General features: G+C 49.5%; 19 protein-coding genes and 1 pseudogene. 2 read left to right on the plus strand and 18 right to left on the minus strand.

From position 1 onward, the window contains the following. Positions 1-22: 22 nt before the first annotated feature. The 5 genes from C558_RS0123470 to C558_RS0123490 all read right to left on the minus strand — a co-directional run bounded on the left by C558_RS0123470 (position 23) and on the right by C558_RS0123490 (position 3,412). Positions 23-946: an ABC transporter ATP-binding protein gene (locus C558_RS0123470; protein WP_018758757.1), complete on the minus strand. Its 924-nt coding sequence runs from the start codon at positions 944-946 to the stop codon at positions 23-25. 38 nt (positions 947-984) lie between these two features. Beyond that, the gene (locus C558_RS0123475; protein ID WP_018758758.1) at positions 985-1,743 is read right to left on the minus strand and encodes an ABC-2 transporter permease; all 759 of its coding nucleotides are present in this window, start codon (positions 1,741-1,743) and stop codon (positions 985-987) included. Between the two features lie 16 nt (positions 1,744-1,759). Continuing rightward, entirely contained in the window at positions 1,760-2,461 is a 702-nt protein-coding gene (locus C558_RS0123480) for an ABC transporter ATP-binding protein (RefSeq protein ID WP_018758759.1), read from the minus strand. A 3-nt stretch (positions 2,462-2,464) separates the two neighbouring features. Beyond that, positions 2,465-2,848: a GntR family transcriptional regulator gene (locus C558_RS0123485; RefSeq protein WP_018758760.1), complete on the minus strand. Its 384-nt coding sequence runs from the start codon at positions 2,846-2,848 to the stop codon at positions 2,465-2,467. Positions 2,849-3,031: 183 nt separating this feature from the next. Further along, positions 3,032-3,412 (minus strand): PH domain-containing protein, encoded by a 381-nt coding sequence (locus tag C558_RS0123490; protein WP_018758761.1) that lies wholly within the window; start codon positions 3,410-3,412, stop codon positions 3,032-3,034. A gap of 376 nt (positions 3,413-3,788) precedes the next feature. Between C558_RS0123490 and C558_RS34815 the strand changes: the two are divergent. Then, a pseudogene (locus C558_RS34815) lies at positions 3,789-4,277 on the plus strand (C40 family peptidase); the annotation flags it as partial. Positions 4,278-4,516: 239 nt separating this feature from the next. Here C558_RS34815 and C558_RS0123500 read toward each other — a convergent pair. From C558_RS0123500 to C558_RS0123555, 12 genes are all read right to left on the minus strand, one after another. After that, positions 4,517-5,932: a sensor histidine kinase gene (locus tag C558_RS0123500; protein ID WP_245583864.1), complete on the minus strand. Its 1,416-nt coding sequence runs from the start codon at positions 5,930-5,932 to the stop codon at positions 4,517-4,519. A 9-nt stretch (positions 5,933-5,941) separates the two neighbouring features. Then, on the minus strand, positions 5,942-6,631 hold the full coding sequence (locus C558_RS0123505; protein ID WP_018758764.1) for a response regulator transcription factor: 690 nt from the start codon (positions 6,629-6,631) through the stop codon (positions 5,942-5,944). Positions 6,632-6,793: 162 nt separating this feature from the next. Beyond that, positions 6,794-7,885 (minus strand): putative 2-aminoethylphosphonate ABC transporter substrate-binding protein, encoded by a 1,092-nt coding sequence (locus tag C558_RS0123510; RefSeq protein ID WP_018758765.1) that lies wholly within the window; start codon positions 7,883-7,885, stop codon positions 6,794-6,796. 113 nt (positions 7,886-7,998) lie between these two features. After that, positions 7,999-8,853 carry a PHP domain-containing protein gene (locus C558_RS0123515; RefSeq protein WP_018758766.1) on the minus strand — a complete coding sequence of 285 codons (855 nt, stop codon included), beginning with the start codon at positions 8,851-8,853 and terminating at the stop codon, positions 7,999-8,001. After that, on the minus strand, positions 8,816-10,051 hold the full coding sequence (phnM, locus tag C558_RS31770) for a phosphonate metabolism protein PhnM (protein ID WP_018758767.1): 1,236 nt from the start codon (positions 10,049-10,051) through the stop codon (positions 8,816-8,818). Before phnM ends, C558_RS0123515 begins: the two co-directional genes overlap by 38 nt. Beyond that, entirely contained in the window at positions 10,045-10,764 is a 720-nt protein-coding gene (locus tag C558_RS0123525; protein WP_018758768.1) for a phosphonate C-P lyase system protein PhnL, read from the minus strand. The genes phnM and C558_RS0123525 overlap by 7 nt, the downstream gene beginning before the upstream one ends. Before the next feature lie 11 nt (positions 10,765-10,775). Beyond that, entirely contained in the window at positions 10,776-11,609 is an 834-nt protein-coding gene (locus C558_RS0123530) for an ATP-binding cassette domain-containing protein (RefSeq protein ID WP_018758769.1), read from the minus strand. Next, positions 11,575-12,471 (minus strand): alpha-D-ribose 1-methylphosphonate 5-phosphate C-P-lyase PhnJ, encoded by an 897-nt coding sequence (locus C558_RS0123535; RefSeq protein ID WP_018758770.1) that lies wholly within the window; start codon positions 12,469-12,471, stop codon positions 11,575-11,577. Before C558_RS0123535 ends, C558_RS0123530 begins: the two co-directional genes overlap by 35 nt. Further along, positions 12,458-13,642 (minus strand): carbon-phosphorus lyase complex subunit PhnI, encoded by a 1,185-nt coding sequence (locus C558_RS0123540; RefSeq protein ID WP_018758771.1) that lies wholly within the window; start codon positions 13,640-13,642, stop codon positions 12,458-12,460. The genes C558_RS0123535 and C558_RS0123540 overlap by 14 nt, the downstream gene beginning before the upstream one ends. Beyond that, positions 13,643-14,263, minus strand: a complete 621-nt coding sequence (gene phnH / locus C558_RS0123545) for a phosphonate C-P lyase system protein PhnH (RefSeq protein ID WP_018758772.1) — start codon at positions 14,261-14,263, stop codon at positions 13,643-13,645. It abuts the gene before it with no gap. Continuing rightward, a complete protein-coding gene (gene phnG, locus C558_RS0123550; protein ID WP_018758773.1) occupies positions 14,260-14,727 on the minus strand; it encodes a phosphonate C-P lyase system protein PhnG in 468 nt (155 codons plus the stop codon). The genes phnH and phnG overlap by 4 nt, the downstream gene beginning before the upstream one ends. A gap of 48 nt (positions 14,728-14,775) precedes the next feature. Next, positions 14,776-15,561 (minus strand): DeoR/GlpR family DNA-binding transcription regulator, encoded by a 786-nt coding sequence (locus tag C558_RS0123555; protein WP_018758774.1) that lies wholly within the window; start codon positions 15,559-15,561, stop codon positions 14,776-14,778. Between the two features lie 203 nt (positions 15,562-15,764). Between C558_RS0123555 and C558_RS0123560 the strand changes: the two genes are divergently transcribed. Then, a complete protein-coding gene (locus C558_RS0123560; protein WP_018758775.1) occupies positions 15,765-16,544 on the plus strand; it encodes a tryptophan-rich sensory protein in 780 nt (259 codons plus the stop codon). A gap of 246 nt (positions 16,545-16,790) precedes the next feature. Here the strand turns inward: C558_RS0123560 and C558_RS0123565 are convergent, their stop codons facing one another. After that, positions 16,791-17,420, minus strand: a complete 630-nt coding sequence (locus C558_RS0123565; RefSeq protein WP_018758776.1) for a nitroreductase family protein — start codon at positions 17,418-17,420, stop codon at positions 16,791-16,793. Positions 17,421-17,558: the final 138 nt, after the last annotated feature.

Here is a 17,558-nt window from a genome sequence, read left to right on the forward strand (position 1 = left end):
CTTAACCTCTCCCTTCGTATCCCTAAGCGTCACGCAGCGAAGTTCCTGTTAGCTCCAGGAACACGGCCTCGAGCGACGGCCTTACCACCTCAAGCTGCGATGTCCGATAACCTCTCAACTGGCAGAGCTCTGCAGTACGACGGATCGTGTCGAGCACGGCATCCGTTTCAATGCGGAATCCACGGCCCTGCTTCGTTATTTTCTGCGATAGCGGGGTTAAATCCGGTTGGACATCCCCCTCAAGCTCCAGATAGACCGATCTGCCGCCATACTGTGCGAGCAGCTCATTGAGTGCGCCCGCCACAACAACTTTTCCATGGTCGATAATCGCGACATCTTCACATAATGCCTCGACTTCCTCCATATAGTGCGTGGAGTAAATGATCGTCATGCCTTCGGCTTTGAGCGACTGAATCAAATCGAAGATATGGTTCCGTGATTGCGGGTCGATTCCCACCGTCGGCTCATCCAGAATCATGAACTTCGGCTTATGCAGCAGCGCGGCTGCGATATTAATTCGCCGCATCATCCCGCCAGAGAAGGTGCTTACGGCATCATTCGCCCGATCTGCAAGCCCCACTTGCTCCAGCACTTCTTGAATGCGTTGTTTCAATGCCTTACCCGTCACCCCGTACATCTCACCGAAAAAAAGAAGATTATCATAGGCGCTCAGCTTCTCGTACAACGTAATATTTTGCGGGACATAACCGATGATTTTGCGAACCTCTTGCGACTGTGTTGCCGTGTCATAACCGAGTATATTTACGCTGCCGTGGTCTGCCGTTGTGATACAGGAGAGAATCTTCATCGTCGTCGATTTCCCAGCCCCATTGGGTCCGAGCAGCCCAAAACACGTCCCCTTACGTACTTGAAACTGAAGATCTTGCACGGCAAGCTTCCCCGCGTACCCCTTCTGCAAGCCTTTCACTTCGATCGCCATATCCATGATCATTAACCTCCCTTATATTTAGCTGCGTTGATCTCTTATTGAATTAATTGCCGATTCATGAGCTTCACGGCAGCCCATAAGAAAACTCCCCCGAATAGAAAGGACAGCGCCAGGAAAGCTACGAACAGCAGCCCTTCCGCCTGCGTGATCGGCATCTGCATAAACGTAAAGAAAGAATTACCATCATCGTTCAATACAACCGCTGGAATCCATGACAAGGCGTTCGCTGACAACCCATAAATCACCCAGACGAGCGGTAATAGCGGTCTCCACTGCGTTACGCGAAGAATCGAACCGAATAGGCCAAAGCCAATCATAAATGGAACGAGCACAAACATAGCTAGATAGGTTTTGGACTCCATGATGGTGAATCGGAAAAGTGAGTCTACCGATAGGTTCCCCTGAACCATCTGGATCAGAATGGTGATGACCCACGTCGCGGCAAAGGCAAGAAGCCCGTACTGTATGATTCGTATCAGCGCTGCGACATATTTGGAACGGAGAAGCACACCTCTTGAATAGGGAAGCGTTAACCACCACCCGTGCGTTCCTTCTTTAAACTCCTTGCCAACCATCATATAGGCCTGCATAAACGCAAAATACGGAAATACATAAATGATAAACAACAGCGCTTCCGGCTTGAACGCGATCTGTACATGTAGGAAAGCGTAAGCGCAGATGATCGCGATCGATACAATCGCAGCATAGATCGAAACCCATTTGCGGCACACCCGCGTCGGCTTACGCCGCATCAACTCATGTTTTATTAAATAGCTAAACGCATTGCGATCCATTTATCATTCTCTCCCCTTACTCGTATAGACTTCGGTATATGGACTCCATCGAACCCCGCTCTGCGCGCAGCGTCTCGACATCGCCATGCAGCAGCGCCTGCCCATCGTTCATGAACAGCGCATAATCGAATAGGCTCTCCGCTTCTTGGATCTCGTGCGTGCTAATCAGTACCGTCTGCTGACTATCGCTCATATTATCGATCAGCGCGCCGATAATGCGTTCACGAGAGATTAAATCGATCCCCGAAAAAGGTTCATCTAAGATCAACAAAGGTACATCACGGCAAAGGCATAATGTGAGCATCAGCCTTGCTTCCTGTCCGCGAGACATCCCGTGGACATCCATGTCTTTCTTCAGCTTCATGAACTCGAGCATTTCCTCTGCCCGGTTGCGATCAAATCCCGGCAGCAGCGATTCTGCCCAATCCAGCGCATGCTGCACGTTATGGTAGTTATACCAGCGCGCACGATCCGGCAAATACGAGATGAGACGATTCGTCTCAAAGCCCGGCTTCGCCCCGAACACCTCGACCTTCCCATGATCGGGCTGCGTCATCCCCGTGATCATTCGGAAGAAGGTCGATTTCCCAGCGCCGTTCGCGCCCAGCACACCGATGACACGATTAGCTGGCAATTCGATGGAGAATTCATTCAGCGCCCAGTGGTTACCATAGCGCTTCGTCACATGTTCCGCAGTGATGGCCATTTCCGTCTTCATTCGTCACTCGTCCCCTTCATTCAGAAATCTTTGTATATCGATCCGCGTAAAACCTATGCTGTGCATCTTCTCGAGAAATTCCTTCGTCGCTTCCAGCGCCAAGTTGTTACGGATATCCTGAACAACTTCATTATTCGAGGTAATGAACGTTCCTTGCCCGCGCCGTGTCTCCGTTAATCCATCCCGTTCAAGCTCCTGATACGCACGCATCACCGTATTCGGATTGATCTTCAACGTCTGTGCCAATTCCCGTACTGACGGTATCTTCTCTCCCAACGCAATTCCTCCTCTTGCGATTGAACCTCTTATCTGCTGCAACACCTGTTCATACAACGGTTTGCTTAAATCCAGATCAAACTGTATGCCGCCTGCTTCAACTACACTCAAGTCACTTCCTCCTTCACCCACACATTCATAAGACGAAAGCACGGCGTTTCAACATTCGTTTCTATATCGTATGAAGTGTATTATATCACTTAATACACTCATTGCAATAGGCATTTGTATTTTTTCCCAGAAAAAAGAACAAATCCACCGCCATAAGGCGATGGATTACTGTTTGTTCATTCGTTATTTTAATACTTTCTCAGCCAGGATGCGCTGTACATCATAGACATTGGAGTCTTTCTTGAACTGCTTCGATACCGTTGGTTCTACAGCGCTGGAGATCCAAATTTTGAGCTCTGCATCCAGATCGAATGTCCCTGCTGTCTCAATGCTGAAGCGTGCAATACTCTTGTAAGGAAGGGACATGTACTCCACCTTCTTCCCTGTAACGCCTTGCTTGTCAATTAGAATCAATCGTTTGTCCGTGAACACGAACATGTCTCGAATGAGCTTATACGCCTTATCCACCGTCTCGCCGGGAAATAAAATCGGCTGCAATTCCTCTTGTACATCCTTCTCACTGATCGCTGAAGCGTTACCCAATAATCCGTCCAAAAATCCCATTTCAACATCTCCCTTTCGAGGTCTCCATTTTATACTTGGATTGTGCTTACTTCTCATACGCAGCAAGCGGCAGGGATGGTGCAAAATTTAAATTTTATCTTCTTGTTAGAAGAATGGGTAGATAGTCGAATTCTAATCCCATCTCTGCTTCTAACCTTACGAAGCGAGGTGGGATTTATTGTGCATTCTGTGTCCTCCATGTCAATGAACACAACATGAGAATATTCTCATCGAGTTCTCATACTTCTCGGAAATCCACGTGTGCCCTAATCAGTCCGATAGTTAGGTAAATGATGGGGATTTTTTGTATGTTATGTTGGTATCAGGTGATCGAGACGCTTCACCACAACATTTCATTTCGAGGAGGAAATTAACAATGAATCCTACACAAAAGTTCGGTAAGCTGCTTCTAGGCACAAGTCTTAGTCTTTCCTTATTATTCACTGGAGGTATGCTGATCCCCCCTCAAGCTGCACATGCTGCACAAGCTGCACCTGTATCGACATCTACATCCATCGCGGATAACATCGCTGCTACAGGCAAGCAATTCATGGGGGTTCCCTATAAATTCGGTTCGAAGTCCGGCGTAACAAGTACATTTGACTGCTCTTCATTCACACAGTATGTCTTCAAACAAAATGGAATTTCCCTTCCGCGTGATTCGAGACAACAATCCCGGGTGGGGACATATGTATCACGGGATCAATTGAAACCAGGGGATCTCGTCTTCTTCTACAACCCTATTCATCATGTGGCTATCTATATCGGAAATGGGCAGCTACTTCATACGTATGGCAAACCTGGCGTGACAATTACTAGCCTAAGCTCATGGGAATCTCGGATCAACACCATCCGTCGCGTACTACCTGACAATGGACAAGCCGTGGATCCAACAAATACAACAAGTCCTGATCAAGGTACCAACGTCCAACCGACAACGAAACCGGATCCAACAGAGCAGTCCCCGTCCCATCCGTATAAAAAGACGAAGCACAGACACGGATACCGGTACCACAATCAACAAAACGAGAATGAATAAGTTGGTATCGTGGTAAATGCCAATGCTCGAAGGGAGCCGTTCGCGGCTCCTTTTACACGGGTATGCTAGTGAATACCTTCCTCCTTAACATTGGCTGCATAGACAGGCAATGCAACCCGAAAAGTACTTCCCCTCCCCAGTATGCTGGTCACAGTGATCTTGCCTCCATGTTTCTGAACCAACTCTTTGGCAATGGATAACCCCAATCCCGTCCCGCCCGTTTCTCTCGAGCGCGCTTTATCCACCCGATAGAACCGGTCAAAAATTTTGTCCTGATCCCCTTCTGGAATGCCGATCCCTGAATCCGCTACGGCGAAGAACACTTCCTCTTTACTTTTGCCGACGCGAATATCTATAGATCCTCCTGCAGGCGTGTAGCGTATAGCATTCTCAAAAAGAATGATCGCCACCTGTCGAAGCTGCTCCTCATCTCCCAGTACAAATACATATGGATCTAATGTTTCCTTCAGGGATATGTTCATATCTTGACGCCATAATTGCCGAATTGCGCCTTGAACCGTGCTGCCTAAATTCACTTTATCTTGTTTCATTGTGATATTGCCGGTACGCGCTAACGTTAATAATTGATTGATCAGACGCTGCATGCGTTTACTTTCTTGATCGAGCGCTTGAATGGATTGTTCCAAGACCTGAGGATTTTGTTTGCCCCAGCGCTGAATCAGCTGTACATTACCTCGAAAAGCTGTAAGCGGGGTTCGCAGCTCATGAGAAGCGTTCGAGACGAAGCTTTTCTCCCGTTCGAATTGATCTTCGAGTCGATCTAACAAATAATTGATCGTCTTCGCTAAGTCTGAGAGCTCCTTCGGGGTTTGCGGGACAGGAATACGCAGCTTCATATCCGTGACGTCGCTCATTCCTTGCATGGCATGCATAATTGCAAATAAAGGACGCATGTTTCTCCGTGTAAGATGATAAATTAACAAGGATCCAATGATCATACTGAAAATTCCTGTGATACTTAAGACTCTAACAATAACCCCTAGTAAATGCACAATATTGTTCATCTGCACCCGGATATGAATCGTCATCGCATGTCCATTACTGTGATGGACGATATTGTCGTAGAAAAATAAGCCCTGCGTCGCATCCCATTGGAGGGGGCCAATCCAAGTTAATTCGACCGTTTCTTGACCATGACCATCCGTAGTCACTTCCCACCCCCGAGAATGTGCTACCGTAACCCCTTTGGAATTTTTGATCTCCACATTGTAATTCGCGTGGTCCGGATAGAGAACCTCATCCAGCATCTCTTGCCAATCATCGACCGTTTCCTCGATACCATTCGTTATTTTTTGTTCTACAGCCATCAGTTCATTCTTCGTATCCTGGACTAGAAAATAGCTTACAGCTCCCATAATGCATAGACCGATAAATAGAATAATCGCCAGAAGGCTCACCACATACCAAGCAGTAAAGCGAAACATTAACGTATTGACTGCTTCTTTCATCTGCTTCATCATCTGTCATCCTTAGCCAGAACGTATGACATATCCAACACCTCGAATGGTATGAATTAATTTGGGGATATGCTTGCGATCGACTTTATTGCGAAGATATCGAATATAGACATCCACAACATTGGTCTCCCCTGCAAAATCGTAACCCCATACCGCTGACAATAAGCGTTCTCGGCTGATAACCTCACCTTGATGCTGCATTAAGAAATGAAGCAGCTCGAACTCCCGCTGCGTGAGCTCGATTCGTTCTTCTGCTCTCGTAACCTGCCGTTTTCGAATATCGATGACCAAATCTTCCACTTGAAGCACATCCGTAGAGGATCGATTCATTTCTCGATGATTACGCCGTATGTTGGTGCGTACTCTCGCGAGTAACTCCTCGATTTCAAAAGGCTTGGTTATGTAGTCATCTGCCCCTGTATCTAATCCGGCAATTTTATCTCCGATATAGTCCCTTGCTGTTAGTAAAATGATCGGAACTTCACTCGTTCTGCGAATCCTGCGGCAGACCTCGAGCCCATCCAGCTTCGGAAGCATCCAATCCAAGAGAATCAAGCTCCAGTCTGCCTGATGAAACAACGCAAGCGCCTGCTCTCCGTCTGCAGCAACCGTTACCTCATATCCTTCGTGCCGAAGTTCCAACTGAATAAACTGCGCGACATTCGGTTCATCTTCGACGAGTAAAATTTTCGCTGGCGACATCGTTTCACCCCATTGCGTAGATAACTGTAGTCTAACCTCAGCTTCAGTAAACATGCAGCAGACAAAGGAGAGTGAGATAAGAAGACTCCAATAAACCTCTCATGCAATCTTTCAACACAAAAAGCTCCCCCTTAGGGAGAGCTTTTTGTGGATTTATCGATATTAGCTCTTTGGCTCGGATTTGCTTGCGTAACGCTTATCCCACTCAGCAAGAATGCCGTCACGATCTACAGCAGCTTTGATCAGGTCGTTCTTGATCAATTGCTTGAGCGGATCTTGCGCATAGCCTTCAGGAATGGATGCCCCTTCTTGCTTGATACTCAGAATCGCATAGTTCTTGTTGTACTCTTTCATTGGCGCATCGCTGATCGCCCAGTCCAGGAATGCTTGCGCTTCTGGCTTGATGTTATCCTTCTTCACAAGTGCATTGGCTTCTAGATCCCAGCCAGAACCTTCAGACGGGAATACGACTTCAACTGGGGCACCTTTTTGCTTCTCTTGAATACCACGGTATCCGAAGGACAATCCGATGACAGCTTCACCTGTTCCTGCCATTTTCGCTGGCTTCGAACCGGAATGTACATACATCAACATGTTGTCATTCAATTTGTCCATGTATTTCCACGCTTCATCTGCACCCATCAATTGCAAGAACGCATTCACTGTCAAATATCCTGTACCGGACGAAGAAGGATTCGGCATGACGATAAGCCCTTTATATTCTGGTTTGATCAAGTCCGCATACGATTTCGGAACCGGTAGTTTACGCTTCTCTAGCTCAGCTGTATTCGCAATGATCGCCGTTTCCCATGCATCGATCCCTACCCATTTGGTCGGGTTCGCTGTATCCTTGAATTCTGGCGCTACACGCTCTACACCTTTTGGTGAATAGCCTTCTAGCATTCCCTTCTGATCGAGCACGAGCAAGCTCGTTGCAGCTAGACCCCAGATCACGTCTGCTTGCGGATTATCTTTCTCCGCGACTAATTTGGAAGTAATAACGCCCGTTGAGTCGCGTACGATGTTCAGCTTCACATTCGGATACTGCTCCTTGTATGATGCCAAATAGGCTTGAATTTGATCATCTTCCATAGCTGTGTAGATGGTTAATTCACCAGAATCAGCTGCTTTTGTCTCTGCTGGTTTATCTCCCTCTGCAGCTACCTCCGCCGTCGAACCGCCACCTTGGGCACATCCTGCCAATAATCCGATACAGAGCATGAGCGTCATGGCCCATTTGAACGAGTTTTTCATGATTCGATATCCCCTTTTCTATGTTCCCATAATGAATGTCGGCGTTTGCTTCTTGCTTACATATTCAATATAAAGGGTAATGATCAAGACAAGATCAACGTCATTTTAAGGTTTTATAAATATTCGCCGGCATAGGCTGCAAGACGTTCCACGCTATGCATTCCTGGGTTCTTGCTGCCAATGGTGAACTTATCGGTCTCACCGTAGAAGCCATGAAAGTCACTGCCCCCTGTCGGGATCAAGCCATAGCGCTCTGCAATCTCCATCGCCTTCTTCTCTTCGCCCTCACCATGTGTCGGGTGCCGCACTTCGATGCCGGCAAGCCCTGCATCGAGGAGTGCAGGGAGCATATCCCAGTTGTCATACTGATGCGGATGGGCAAGAACTGGAACGCCGCCCGCCTCACGAATCGCATGAACGGCATCGCGGGCATCGAGATACGCCAGCGGAATATACGCTGCGCCTGGTGCTGTCCCATTCCCGCCGCGTGCGAATAATGTACGGTACAGCTCGCCATAAATCGAAGTCGTATACCCCTGATCGAACAGCGCATGCATAATATGCTGCTTGTAGACCCCTGTACCGCCCTCTGCATAACGCTCGACCTGCTCCCACGTGATGCCGTAGCCCGCTTCGATCAGCTGCTCCACCATCTGGCGGGAAGCAGCCTGACGCCGTGCAATCAAAGGATCGCACAATGCGGAAATTGCTCTATGTCCCGGCTTCACATGGAAGCCTAGAATATGCACACGGCGGCTTCGTTCGAAGTCATACCCGGATATTTCGATACCCGGAATAATCTGAACACCCTGTTCCTGCCCAACGCGTTGCGCATGCGCAAGACCCAGCGTCGTATCATGGTCATTGATGGACAGCACCTCTACCCCGTTCTTGTGCGCGAGCCCGATCACTTCCTCGATCGTCATGGAGTTATCCGAGATTCTCGTATGACAATGCAAATCGATCATCAGTTACAGCCTCCCATGCATAATTCGCTTCATGAACCAGGGTACCGCCCACCCATGTCTTACGCACAACAGGATATCCGCCGGCTTCCTCTACGAGCAGCAAATCTGCCGTACGGCCCACTGCGATTGAACCGTAGGAATCCTCTATTCCAAGTGACTGTGCCGGGTAATAGGTCACCATCTTCACAGCCTCTGCTAGATTGCCAGTCGTCTCTGCAATCTTAAATACCGACGGAAGCAGCGCAGCCGGGAAATAATCGGAGCACAGGATATACGCAGCCCCTGCTTCAACCGCATCCATTGCCTTCATGTTGTTATTGTGAGAACCTCCGCGAACGATGTTCGGCGCGCCGATACTGACGTACATGCCTTGTTCCGCCGCATACTTCGCAGCCTCCAGCTTCACGGGGAACTCACTGATGACAGCCCCAAGACGATGCATGTAATCTACCTTCGCGGTCGTATCGTCATCATGCGAAGCCATCTGGACCCCTTGCGAAATGGCGTAGTCAGCCAGGTTCTGAAGCGCATCCCAATCGACATTCTGCTTGAACTCGACCAATTGATTGAGGAATGTCTCTGCCTCATCTTCTGTAATCTGCTCATAAGCAGCGAGATATTTGCGGTAGGACTCCCAATTCCCGTATTGACCTTGCCCTGGGGTATGATCCATCAGGGACAAGAAATCAATCTGTTGCTCCGAGATCAGATCATGGACTTGCTGAATTCCCGCGACATTCGTGATCTCATACCGATAATGAATCCGATGCCTGATCATCGAAGAGGCATGGCGTTTACGGCCTACATAACGAATAATACGGGCAACCATCTCATCATTTCGTACCGTCGTGCCGTCGGAAGAGCAGATCGAATGGAATAGTGTCGTAATCCCGTAGCCCGCCATTTTCTTCTCCAAGCTCGCCATGGCGAGCTCCAGCGGGAAAATACTGCTCGGACGCGGTGAAATCTCCTTCTCAATCGAATCACAATGCAGCTCAATCATGCCCGGCATGACGTACATCCCTTGCGCATCAACGATGACGTATGACTCCCCCGCCATAGCAGCAGGGAGCTCGAACGCTTCCGACGCATCTGCACGAATCACTTCCTTAATCAAGCCGTCTTGAATAACAAGGTGTCCCTTCGCAATGTCATCTGGCAGTATCATTTGGGCATTCGTTATGATCGTTGTTAACATTCCGCACCTACACCTCCGACGAGCAGTCCGCCCACCATATTGAATTCCTTATCCACGACCGATTCCATGAAATCCAAATCATGAAAAATCCCGATCATACTCGTACCCATTCCCTTAAGCTCCATAATCTTATCGCGAACAAAGGCCTTCGAGACGTGATCAAGCGATGCCGTCGGTTCGTCAAGGAGTAAGAACCGCGGACGCTTCACCATCGCGCGGGCGAGATTGAGGCGCAACTTCTCTCCACCGCTGAATGTATTCGGGTAAGCATGCCAGAGCGATTCCCTAAGCTCAAAATGTCTGAGCATCTCTGCCGCTTCGTCCACCGCCTCATCCTGCGACTTCCCATTCATCACCAGCACCTCAATAACCGCTTCGAATGCGGTCACCCGTGGCAAGAGTTTTAGAAATTGCGAGACGTAGCCGATCTCTTGATGCCTAATATCAAGAACCTGCCGCTCAGTTGCTTTCGCCAGATCCACCAAGCCATACGACAACGAGTTGTACCAGATCTCGCCTTGCGTCGGGATATACGTGCGATAAATGCACTTCAGAATAGTCGATTTCCCGGCTCCGCTCTTCCCTGTAATCCCAATAAATTCACCGGACCTTAACGTCATGTTAATATCGCTGCAGCCGGCAATTTGTTTCTGATCGAATTCGTGCAGTGTGAATGATTTATATAAATTGCGAATTTCGAGCAAGTTGTCCATGGGTTCGCCTCCTAGATCATGGAGTTAATTAAAGTCTGGGTATACGGGTGCTGCGGATCTTCCATGATTTGATCCGTCAGACCTTTCTCCACAATGCGTCCGTTCTTCATCACCACAGTACGCTGTGTGAGCATGCGAATCACCGCGAAATCATGGGAGACGACGATCATGCTGATCCCAAGCTCACGCTGAATCTGCCGGATTAAATCGAGCACTCGTGCCTGTACGGATACATCCAGCCCTGTCGTCACTTCATCCAGCAGCAAGAGGGGCGGATTGTTCGCTAACGCCTTGGAGATCTGAACCCGCTGCTGCATCCCGCCGCTGAAATATTTCGGTTGATCATCCATCCGTTCCAGCGGAATTTGGGTCTGACCGAGCAAATCCTTCGCCCGATCCCGAATTTCGCCGACATGGCGCCATTCCGCCATGAGCAATTTCTCGGCAATATTGCCGCCACTGGAATGTGATAACCGCAGACCGAGATGCGGGTTCTGATACACCATCCCCATCAGATGGTTGCGTACCCAGCGCTTCTGCTGGCGGCTAAGCTCAAACAGATTGTCTTTCCCGTCCTGATAAACTTGTAAATGAAATGTCCCTGATGTAGGTTCCTCGTCGAAATATAATGTTTTGACCAGCGTACTTTTGCCTGAACCGCTCTCCCCGATAATCCCCAGCACTTCTCCGGGATACAGCTCCAGATGAATATCCGCGCAAGCAATGACCGTCCCACAGCTCGGACAGACGTTCCGCTGATGCTCCGGGCCTGTAAGCTCTATACATGAAGGACAACCTGCCCCGTATTGTTTACTCAAATTCGAAATTTGCAGGATTGGTTCCATCCCAGATCCCCCCGATCTCTACAGACTCGCCGGCCGCTTGCCGCTGACGTTTATCACAATAGCTCGTATCCGAGCAAGCAACCTGCTTCGCTCCCGTTACCGCATCATACGACTCTTCCAAATACGTATGCGTACTTCCGCATTTCGCACATGGCTGATCGAATTGCTCCACCTCAAATGGAATATCCTCGAACTGAAGCGGCGTGACATTGGTATATGGCGGAATCGCGTAAATCCGTTTTTCCCGTCCCGCACCGAACAAAAACAAGTTGTCGGCTTGATGCAGCTTCGGCACATCGAACCTTGGGATCGGCGACGGATCGCACAAATAATGACTGTTCACCATGACCGGATAATCATAGGAAATCCGAATCTCACCATACTTTACAATGTCCTCGTACAAATGAAGCCACATTCTACTGTAATCCCGCTCCGCATGCATACGGCGCGTCTCCTGCTCACTCGGCTCGACGGTTCGCAGCACTTCCGGCAATGGCACTTGGAAAATCAAGATTTGATCCTCGCGCAGCTTCTCTTCCGGAATGCGATGCCGCGTCTGAATAAGACTTGCTTCGAGCGAATCGGTCGTCGGAGTGACGTCGCACATCTGGCAGATCAATTCTCGCAAGTTGCACGCATTGACGCTGTCATCGCTGCCTTGGTCAATGACCTTGACCGTATCTTCGGGCCCGATGACAGACAACGTCACTTGCAATCCACCTGTCCCCCAGCCGCGGGCAATCGGCATCTCACGCGAACCGAACGGCACTTGATAGCCTGGAATAGCAACAGCTTTCAAGGTCTTCCGTCTGAGCTCCCGCTTCGTCAGCTCATCAAGAAATGCGTAATTATAGGCTTCCATGTGGCGTCACCTCCTTCTCTTGTTCACGCTCTCCATCTGCGCTTCGATCACCCTTCTCGTTAATAGAACGAACGCGCTGAAGTTCAGCTTGGAAATCGACATAGTGAGGTAATTTGAAATGAGAGATAAAGCCTGAAGATTCAATGCCGTCGATATGATACAGGACGAATTCCTCGTCTTGTGCCGGCGAATCCGCATTTTGCTGCTGCATCGTCTGATCCAGAATGCTCATCGAAATGGCCTTATCTTCGTTATGACCGAAGCATAATCCATAACCAACCGCGAATTGCGCACGACCCGCAGCTTCGCGGTGATTCTCCGCGTGTACACGTACAACCATCTCCGATTCGGTGACGAGCACACGACCAATGGTCATCGTCTCGCCAGGATAGAACGGATGTTCAATCTCTACTGGCACATACCCAACGCGCAACTCTCCAATCGTCGGATGGACATCCCCGTAACCGCGTACGCTGGAATATGCAAAAGCCATCAGAGCCCCGCTCTCTCCACGCGCCATCGTCTGCAATCTTGCTGATCGTGAAGCCGGGAAGCTGATCGCATGACGGGTAATATCATCGATGACCGCCTCCTCGTCTTGCGGTTCTCCAGCAGCCAATAACCCTTCAGCACGCAATAACTCAATGACACGTGGGAAAACCGGCAGCTCGCTCTCTCCGTTCCCCGATAATTCCTCCTGCACGGCCTCTGTTAAGCTCTTGGACAAATAATTCGTTACATACTTCATAATCTCGGATGGATCTTCATCCATCCGGCTCATATCGAGCAGCCGCTTCGTATAGTCACGGGTAGGCCCGAGATACTGTCCGCCGGGTACTTCCTTGAATGTTGCCGAGATACGACGAATCACATCCATATTCTCGGTCTGGATCGGCAGCGTATAGAAATTTCGCACCAGCGTCGAGCGGAATGCCCGCAGCAGGAACGAGGCTTCCAGCACATCCCCTTCAGCCTGCTTGAGTGCGAGCGCAGCGAGATCGGGATCATATAAGGAACCTTCGGACATGACACGATCGACAGCGAGCCGCATCCCTTTGCGAATCTGCTGCACCTCCAGCGGTGCTCCGCCTTCCTTCCACGGGATGTACTTCAACAGCTTCTCTGCTTCATGAATCGCATGGCTTCCGCCTTTGACTGCTACATAAGCCATCTACGCCACCTCCCAACTGAATTTCGTGCTGCGCGGCACACAAGCCACGCGTCCCATCTCATCGACGAAGATCCAATCGATCCCTAGCGGGAACTCGGCATTACTGGCCTGCCATCCGGATACTAGACTTCCTGCGAGACCATCAATCGATAGCTGCTGCTCCTCAGCAATGCCCGGACCCCGCATCGTCAGCTTCACACTTCCCTTACGCCCTTCCGAACCTGCGCCTAACTCATGCACGCGGCAGATGATCGTTGCACTCTCATCCGGGAAGGTAAACGTCCCTCTTTTGCAAGACGCAATATCGACACTCGCCTGTGCAGCAGCATCGGTGGTGGTGAGGAACACATAATCACACGCCTGCAGTTCCTGTCTGCGCGATAAGGTATATAACTGAAGCTGCTCTGCCAGCGACATATCTCCAATAACCTCATAGGACACCGATTGATCGAGCAACATCATCCCTAGCGCAACAATGTACGCATCCGCAGCTTCACGACGAACGAAGGACGGTGCTTCAATCTGCACAATTTTGCCCGGTCTCGACATGGCATCCAGTACCTGACGATACACTTGCTGAACTGCATGCACACGCTCCATTGACTTCACACCCACACTCATGCTTCCTCCTCCTCTTCGGTATCCATCAATTGAAAATCAACCTTCGTCCGCTCTATTAATGCGAAATCCGCCTGACGACGCTCCAGCAGCTCCTTCTCCTGCTTCGCAATCCAGATGCGGAACTGCTCCCGGAAATCATTCCATTTCAGCTCCATGTTGTGATGCACCGCGTCAAGCATTGCGACAATCCGCACCTTCTCCAGGGCATTCCCCATGACTGCGCCATATCCAACAACGCCATCAACCGTCAGCGTCGCTTCCGAAATCAGAATTTCCCCTGCATTGAATACTTGATGTTGTACCGATTCCTGCGCCCGCATCATCACCATGCCAAGCGATGCCTCGTTCACATCCTCCACACGCCCCATCTGAGCAATATGACTGCCCCATGGCCGCAGCGCTTCAACCCCCATCTCAGCGATTACAGCCGTATAGCCGCCCATTCGTGTATGCTTTTGCTCCATCCCTATCGCTCCCCTCAACCATCTCGTGTTATTTATCGATCATGCTACCTATTTCGCTCGGATCCAGCTCGTATCGTATTCCTCAAGCGTCTTCGCCCATGCTTCGGGTAGATCAATATCACAGATGACGATGTCAACTTCGCGCAAATCCGCGATTTTATACATTTTCACTTCTCCGATTTTCGAATGGTCTGTCACGATAATCGTCTGTTCCGACCGCTCGATGAACTTCCGCATTAAGGAGCCGCGCTCGGCATCATATCCTGTAATGCCCTTCTTCAGTTGAATCCCGTCAATGGAGATAAATGCTTTGTTCGCCTGAAAATACTCGAGCATTTGCTCCGCCAATACCCCTGTCACTCGATCCTGCTCCGTGTTCACTACCCCGCCAAGCAACAAAATCTCAGCGTCTAGCATGCCGCGGTTCTTATACTGCTGAAGCAGCTGCAGTGCAGGCAGTGCATTCGTAATGACCTTCAAATGCTTCACATTGGTCAAATAATGGATCATTTGCAGCGTCGTCGTACCATCATCGATAAATATCACGTCATAATCCTGCACGAGCCCAGCACAGGCACGACCGATCTTTTCTTTCTCGGGGGCAAATAAATGCTCACGTAGTGCAACGCCCGGTTCCATCCGGCCCAAGGTCAGCTTCACCGCCCCGCCATAGACCCGTTTAAGCTTATTTTCCTTCTCGAGCTCCTCAAGTGTCCGACGTACCGTTTCGAATGAGACCTGAAGCGTATCCACAAGCTCGTCACTGCGAATTTTGCCTTCCAGATGAATTTTGTTCACGATATATTCCTTGCGTTCTAATGCACTTAATGACATAAACACCCCTCCAATTCACAAGCTCACTGTAAGGGATTCGTGTCAAAGGGGCATCAAATACACATGAAGATTATGTAAAGATGTGTTTTTCATGTGTGTTAGTGTGTGGTTTATCCTTTTGAGAGGTTCGCATATTGTGGGAAGACAAGACGTAGAATGGAATGAGACAAGCAGAACTTATGCCTTATAAAGGAGGACATGTTGTGCGCCATACAATCGTATTCGCTGTGGGGAATGTTATCGCATTCGCGCTGGTATTGATCATCAATGTGCTGGCAGAAAGGCTGCCGATTGGCGGGTACACGACGGGAGAAATCTCGGCGATGTACCCCTCCCGGTTAACACCCGCTTCTTACGCATTCATGATCTGGGGATTGATCTACACCGCGCTCTTGCTGTTCGTCATCTATCAGCTGCTGCCTGCTGGCCGGGCTCGACCGGAGATACAGCGGATCGGCGGATGGTTCATCGTAAGCTGTGCCATGAATTCCACATGGCTCCTGCTGTGGCATTATCAATATATCGAGTCCACCCTCTTCATCATGCTGGGGCTACTGATCTCCTTGATCGCCATCTATTCACGAACCCGAGTACCAGGACCGCCCGTCCGGGATGGAGCAGCCTATTGGCTGCTCTCCGTTCCGTTCAGTATCTACCTTGGCTGGGTGACGGTGGCATCACTTACGAACCTCTCCGTCTTCCTTACCCATACCTACGGAGAGCAGCAGGAAATTGCGGGGTTATCCCAGCTCACATGGTCGGTCATACTGCTCATCCTCGCTTCGTTAATCGCCCTGTGGGTAGCCTACCGTCATCACGATCCGTTCTACTTGCTTCCGATCGTCTGGGGACTCATCGCGATTGGGGTGGGACAGCAGGAAACGACGATCATTGTCTATACCAGTTGGATAGCAGCAATTTGGCTCGGCGTCGCCGCACTCCGCATGGCATGGCGATCCTTGCGCTGGCAGTGTGTCACATAAGCGTGCGGCGACTTGACGATTATACTGTGCTGAATACGTGCGATTTAACTGCCTTTTGGATGTTATTTCGGGCGAAACGCTCTCCTGCGTGCGATTTAACTGCTTTTTGGATGTTATTTCGCACCATGCCTTGCGCTGGCAAGTTGTGCATAGCTTCATGTCGCACATCAAAAATCCCTAGTCGCATAAGCACCTAGGGATTCGTTCATATCGAACCTTGGAAGGTTCGTGTTATTCGATTCAATCTTAGAATTGGTTCCAGACAATGGTCTCTTGTGCTGGGAAGCGGTGGCTCGGACGGCCTTCTTGCGCTGCTTTACCGACAGAGATCAACATGATTGGAATGTAACGGCTAGGTACGTTGAATTGCTCCGCGAATTGCGTTGCATTGTAACCACCCATTGGGCAAGTATCGTAGCCTTTTGCTTTTGCAGCAAGCATCAATTGCATAGCTGCAAGGGATGCATTAAGAACCGCGGAATCGCGAGCCACTTGCGGGCTCTTATAAGCGCCTTCGATTTGACCAACAAGCGAGTCCTTCACTGCTTGCGGCAATTGACCTGCTTTAACCGCACCACCGAAGATCGGCTCTGCATTTTTGTTCGCTTCAAGGTCGCCTAATACCGCGATAACAGCCGAAGCTTGAACCACTTGCTCTTGTCCGTAAGCGATTGGAAGCAATTTCTCCTTCTGTGCTTGCTCGTCGATTACAACGAATTTCCAATGCTGCAAGTTCCAAGCGGATGGTGCTTTCGTAGCTGTCTCAATTAGCTCAACAAGCTCTTCCTTGGAAATTTTGAACGATGGATCATATTTTTTAACGGAGTGGCGATCCGTCACCACTTGCATGAAATCTACAGATGTTGTTGTTGACATCATATATTCCTCCAGTTGTGTATGAATGTGATATAAATTACATGAATTCCGTTTCTCATTATACAATGATGTTTGTTGAGTTGCAAACAAAAATATAGCGACTTGTTTTTACATATGAAATTATTCTTCGTGAGTACA

It is taken from the genome of Paenibacillus terrigena DSM 21567, from assembly GCF_000374845.1.
Classification (GTDB): domain Bacteria; phylum Bacillota; class Bacilli; order Paenibacillales; family Paenibacillaceae; genus Paenibacillus_K; species Paenibacillus_K terrigena.

Coding starts and splice junctions, on each gene's coding strand:
- C558_RS0123470 (WP_018758757.1), bottom strand. CDS start 946: ATGGATATGGCGATCGAAGTGAAAGGCTTGCAGAAGGGGTACGCGGGG.
- C558_RS0123475 (WP_018758758.1), bottom strand. CDS start 1,743: ATGGATCGCAATGCGTTTAGCTATTTAATAAAACATGAGTTGATGCGG.
- C558_RS0123480 (WP_018758759.1), bottom strand. CDS start 2,461: ATGAAGACGGAAATGGCCATCACTGCGGAACATGTGACGAAGCGCTAT.
- C558_RS0123490 (WP_018758761.1), bottom strand. CDS start 3,412: ATGGGATTTTTGGACGGATTATTGGGTAACGCTTCAGCGATCAGTGAG.
- C558_RS0123500 (WP_245583864.1), bottom strand. CDS start 5,932: ATGATGAAGCAGATGAAAGAAGCAGTCAATACGTTAATGTTTCGCTTT.
- C558_RS0123505 (WP_018758764.1), bottom strand. CDS start 6,631: ATGTCGCCAGCGAAAATTTTACTCGTCGAAGATGAACCGAATGTCGCG.
- C558_RS0123510 (WP_018758765.1), bottom strand. CDS start 7,885: ATGAAAAACTCGTTCAAATGGGCCATGACGCTCATGCTCTGTATCGGA.
- C558_RS0123515 (WP_018758766.1), bottom strand. CDS start 8,853: ATGATCGATTTGCATTGTCATACGAGAATCTCGGATAACTCCATGACG.
- phnM (WP_018758767.1), bottom strand. CDS start 10,051: ATGTTAACAACGATCATAACGAATGCCCAAATGATACTGCCAGATGAC.
- C558_RS0123525 (WP_018758768.1), bottom strand. CDS start 10,764: ATGGACAACTTGCTCGAAATTCGCAATTTATATAAATCATTCACACTG.
- C558_RS0123530 (WP_018758769.1), bottom strand. CDS start 11,609: ATGGAACCAATCCTGCAAATTTCGAATTTGAGTAAACAATACGGGGCA.
- C558_RS0123535 (WP_018758770.1), bottom strand. CDS start 12,471: ATGGAAGCCTATAATTACGCATTTCTTGATGAGCTGACGAAGCGGGAG.
- C558_RS0123540 (WP_018758771.1), bottom strand. CDS start 13,642: ATGGCTTATGTAGCAGTCAAAGGCGGAAGCCATGCGATTCATGAAGCA.
- phnH (WP_018758772.1), bottom strand. CDS start 14,263: ATGAGTGTGGGTGTGAAGTCAATGGAGCGTGTGCATGCAGTTCAGCAA.
- phnG (WP_018758773.1), bottom strand. CDS start 14,727: ATGGAGCAAAAGCATACACGAATGGGCGGCTATACGGCTGTAATCGCT.
- C558_RS0123555 (WP_018758774.1), bottom strand. CDS start 15,561: ATGTCATTAAGTGCATTAGAACGCAAGGAATATATCGTGAACAAAATT.
- C558_RS0123565 (WP_018758776.1), bottom strand. CDS start 17,420: ATGTCAACAACAACATCTGTAGATTTCATGCAAGTGGTGACGGATCGC.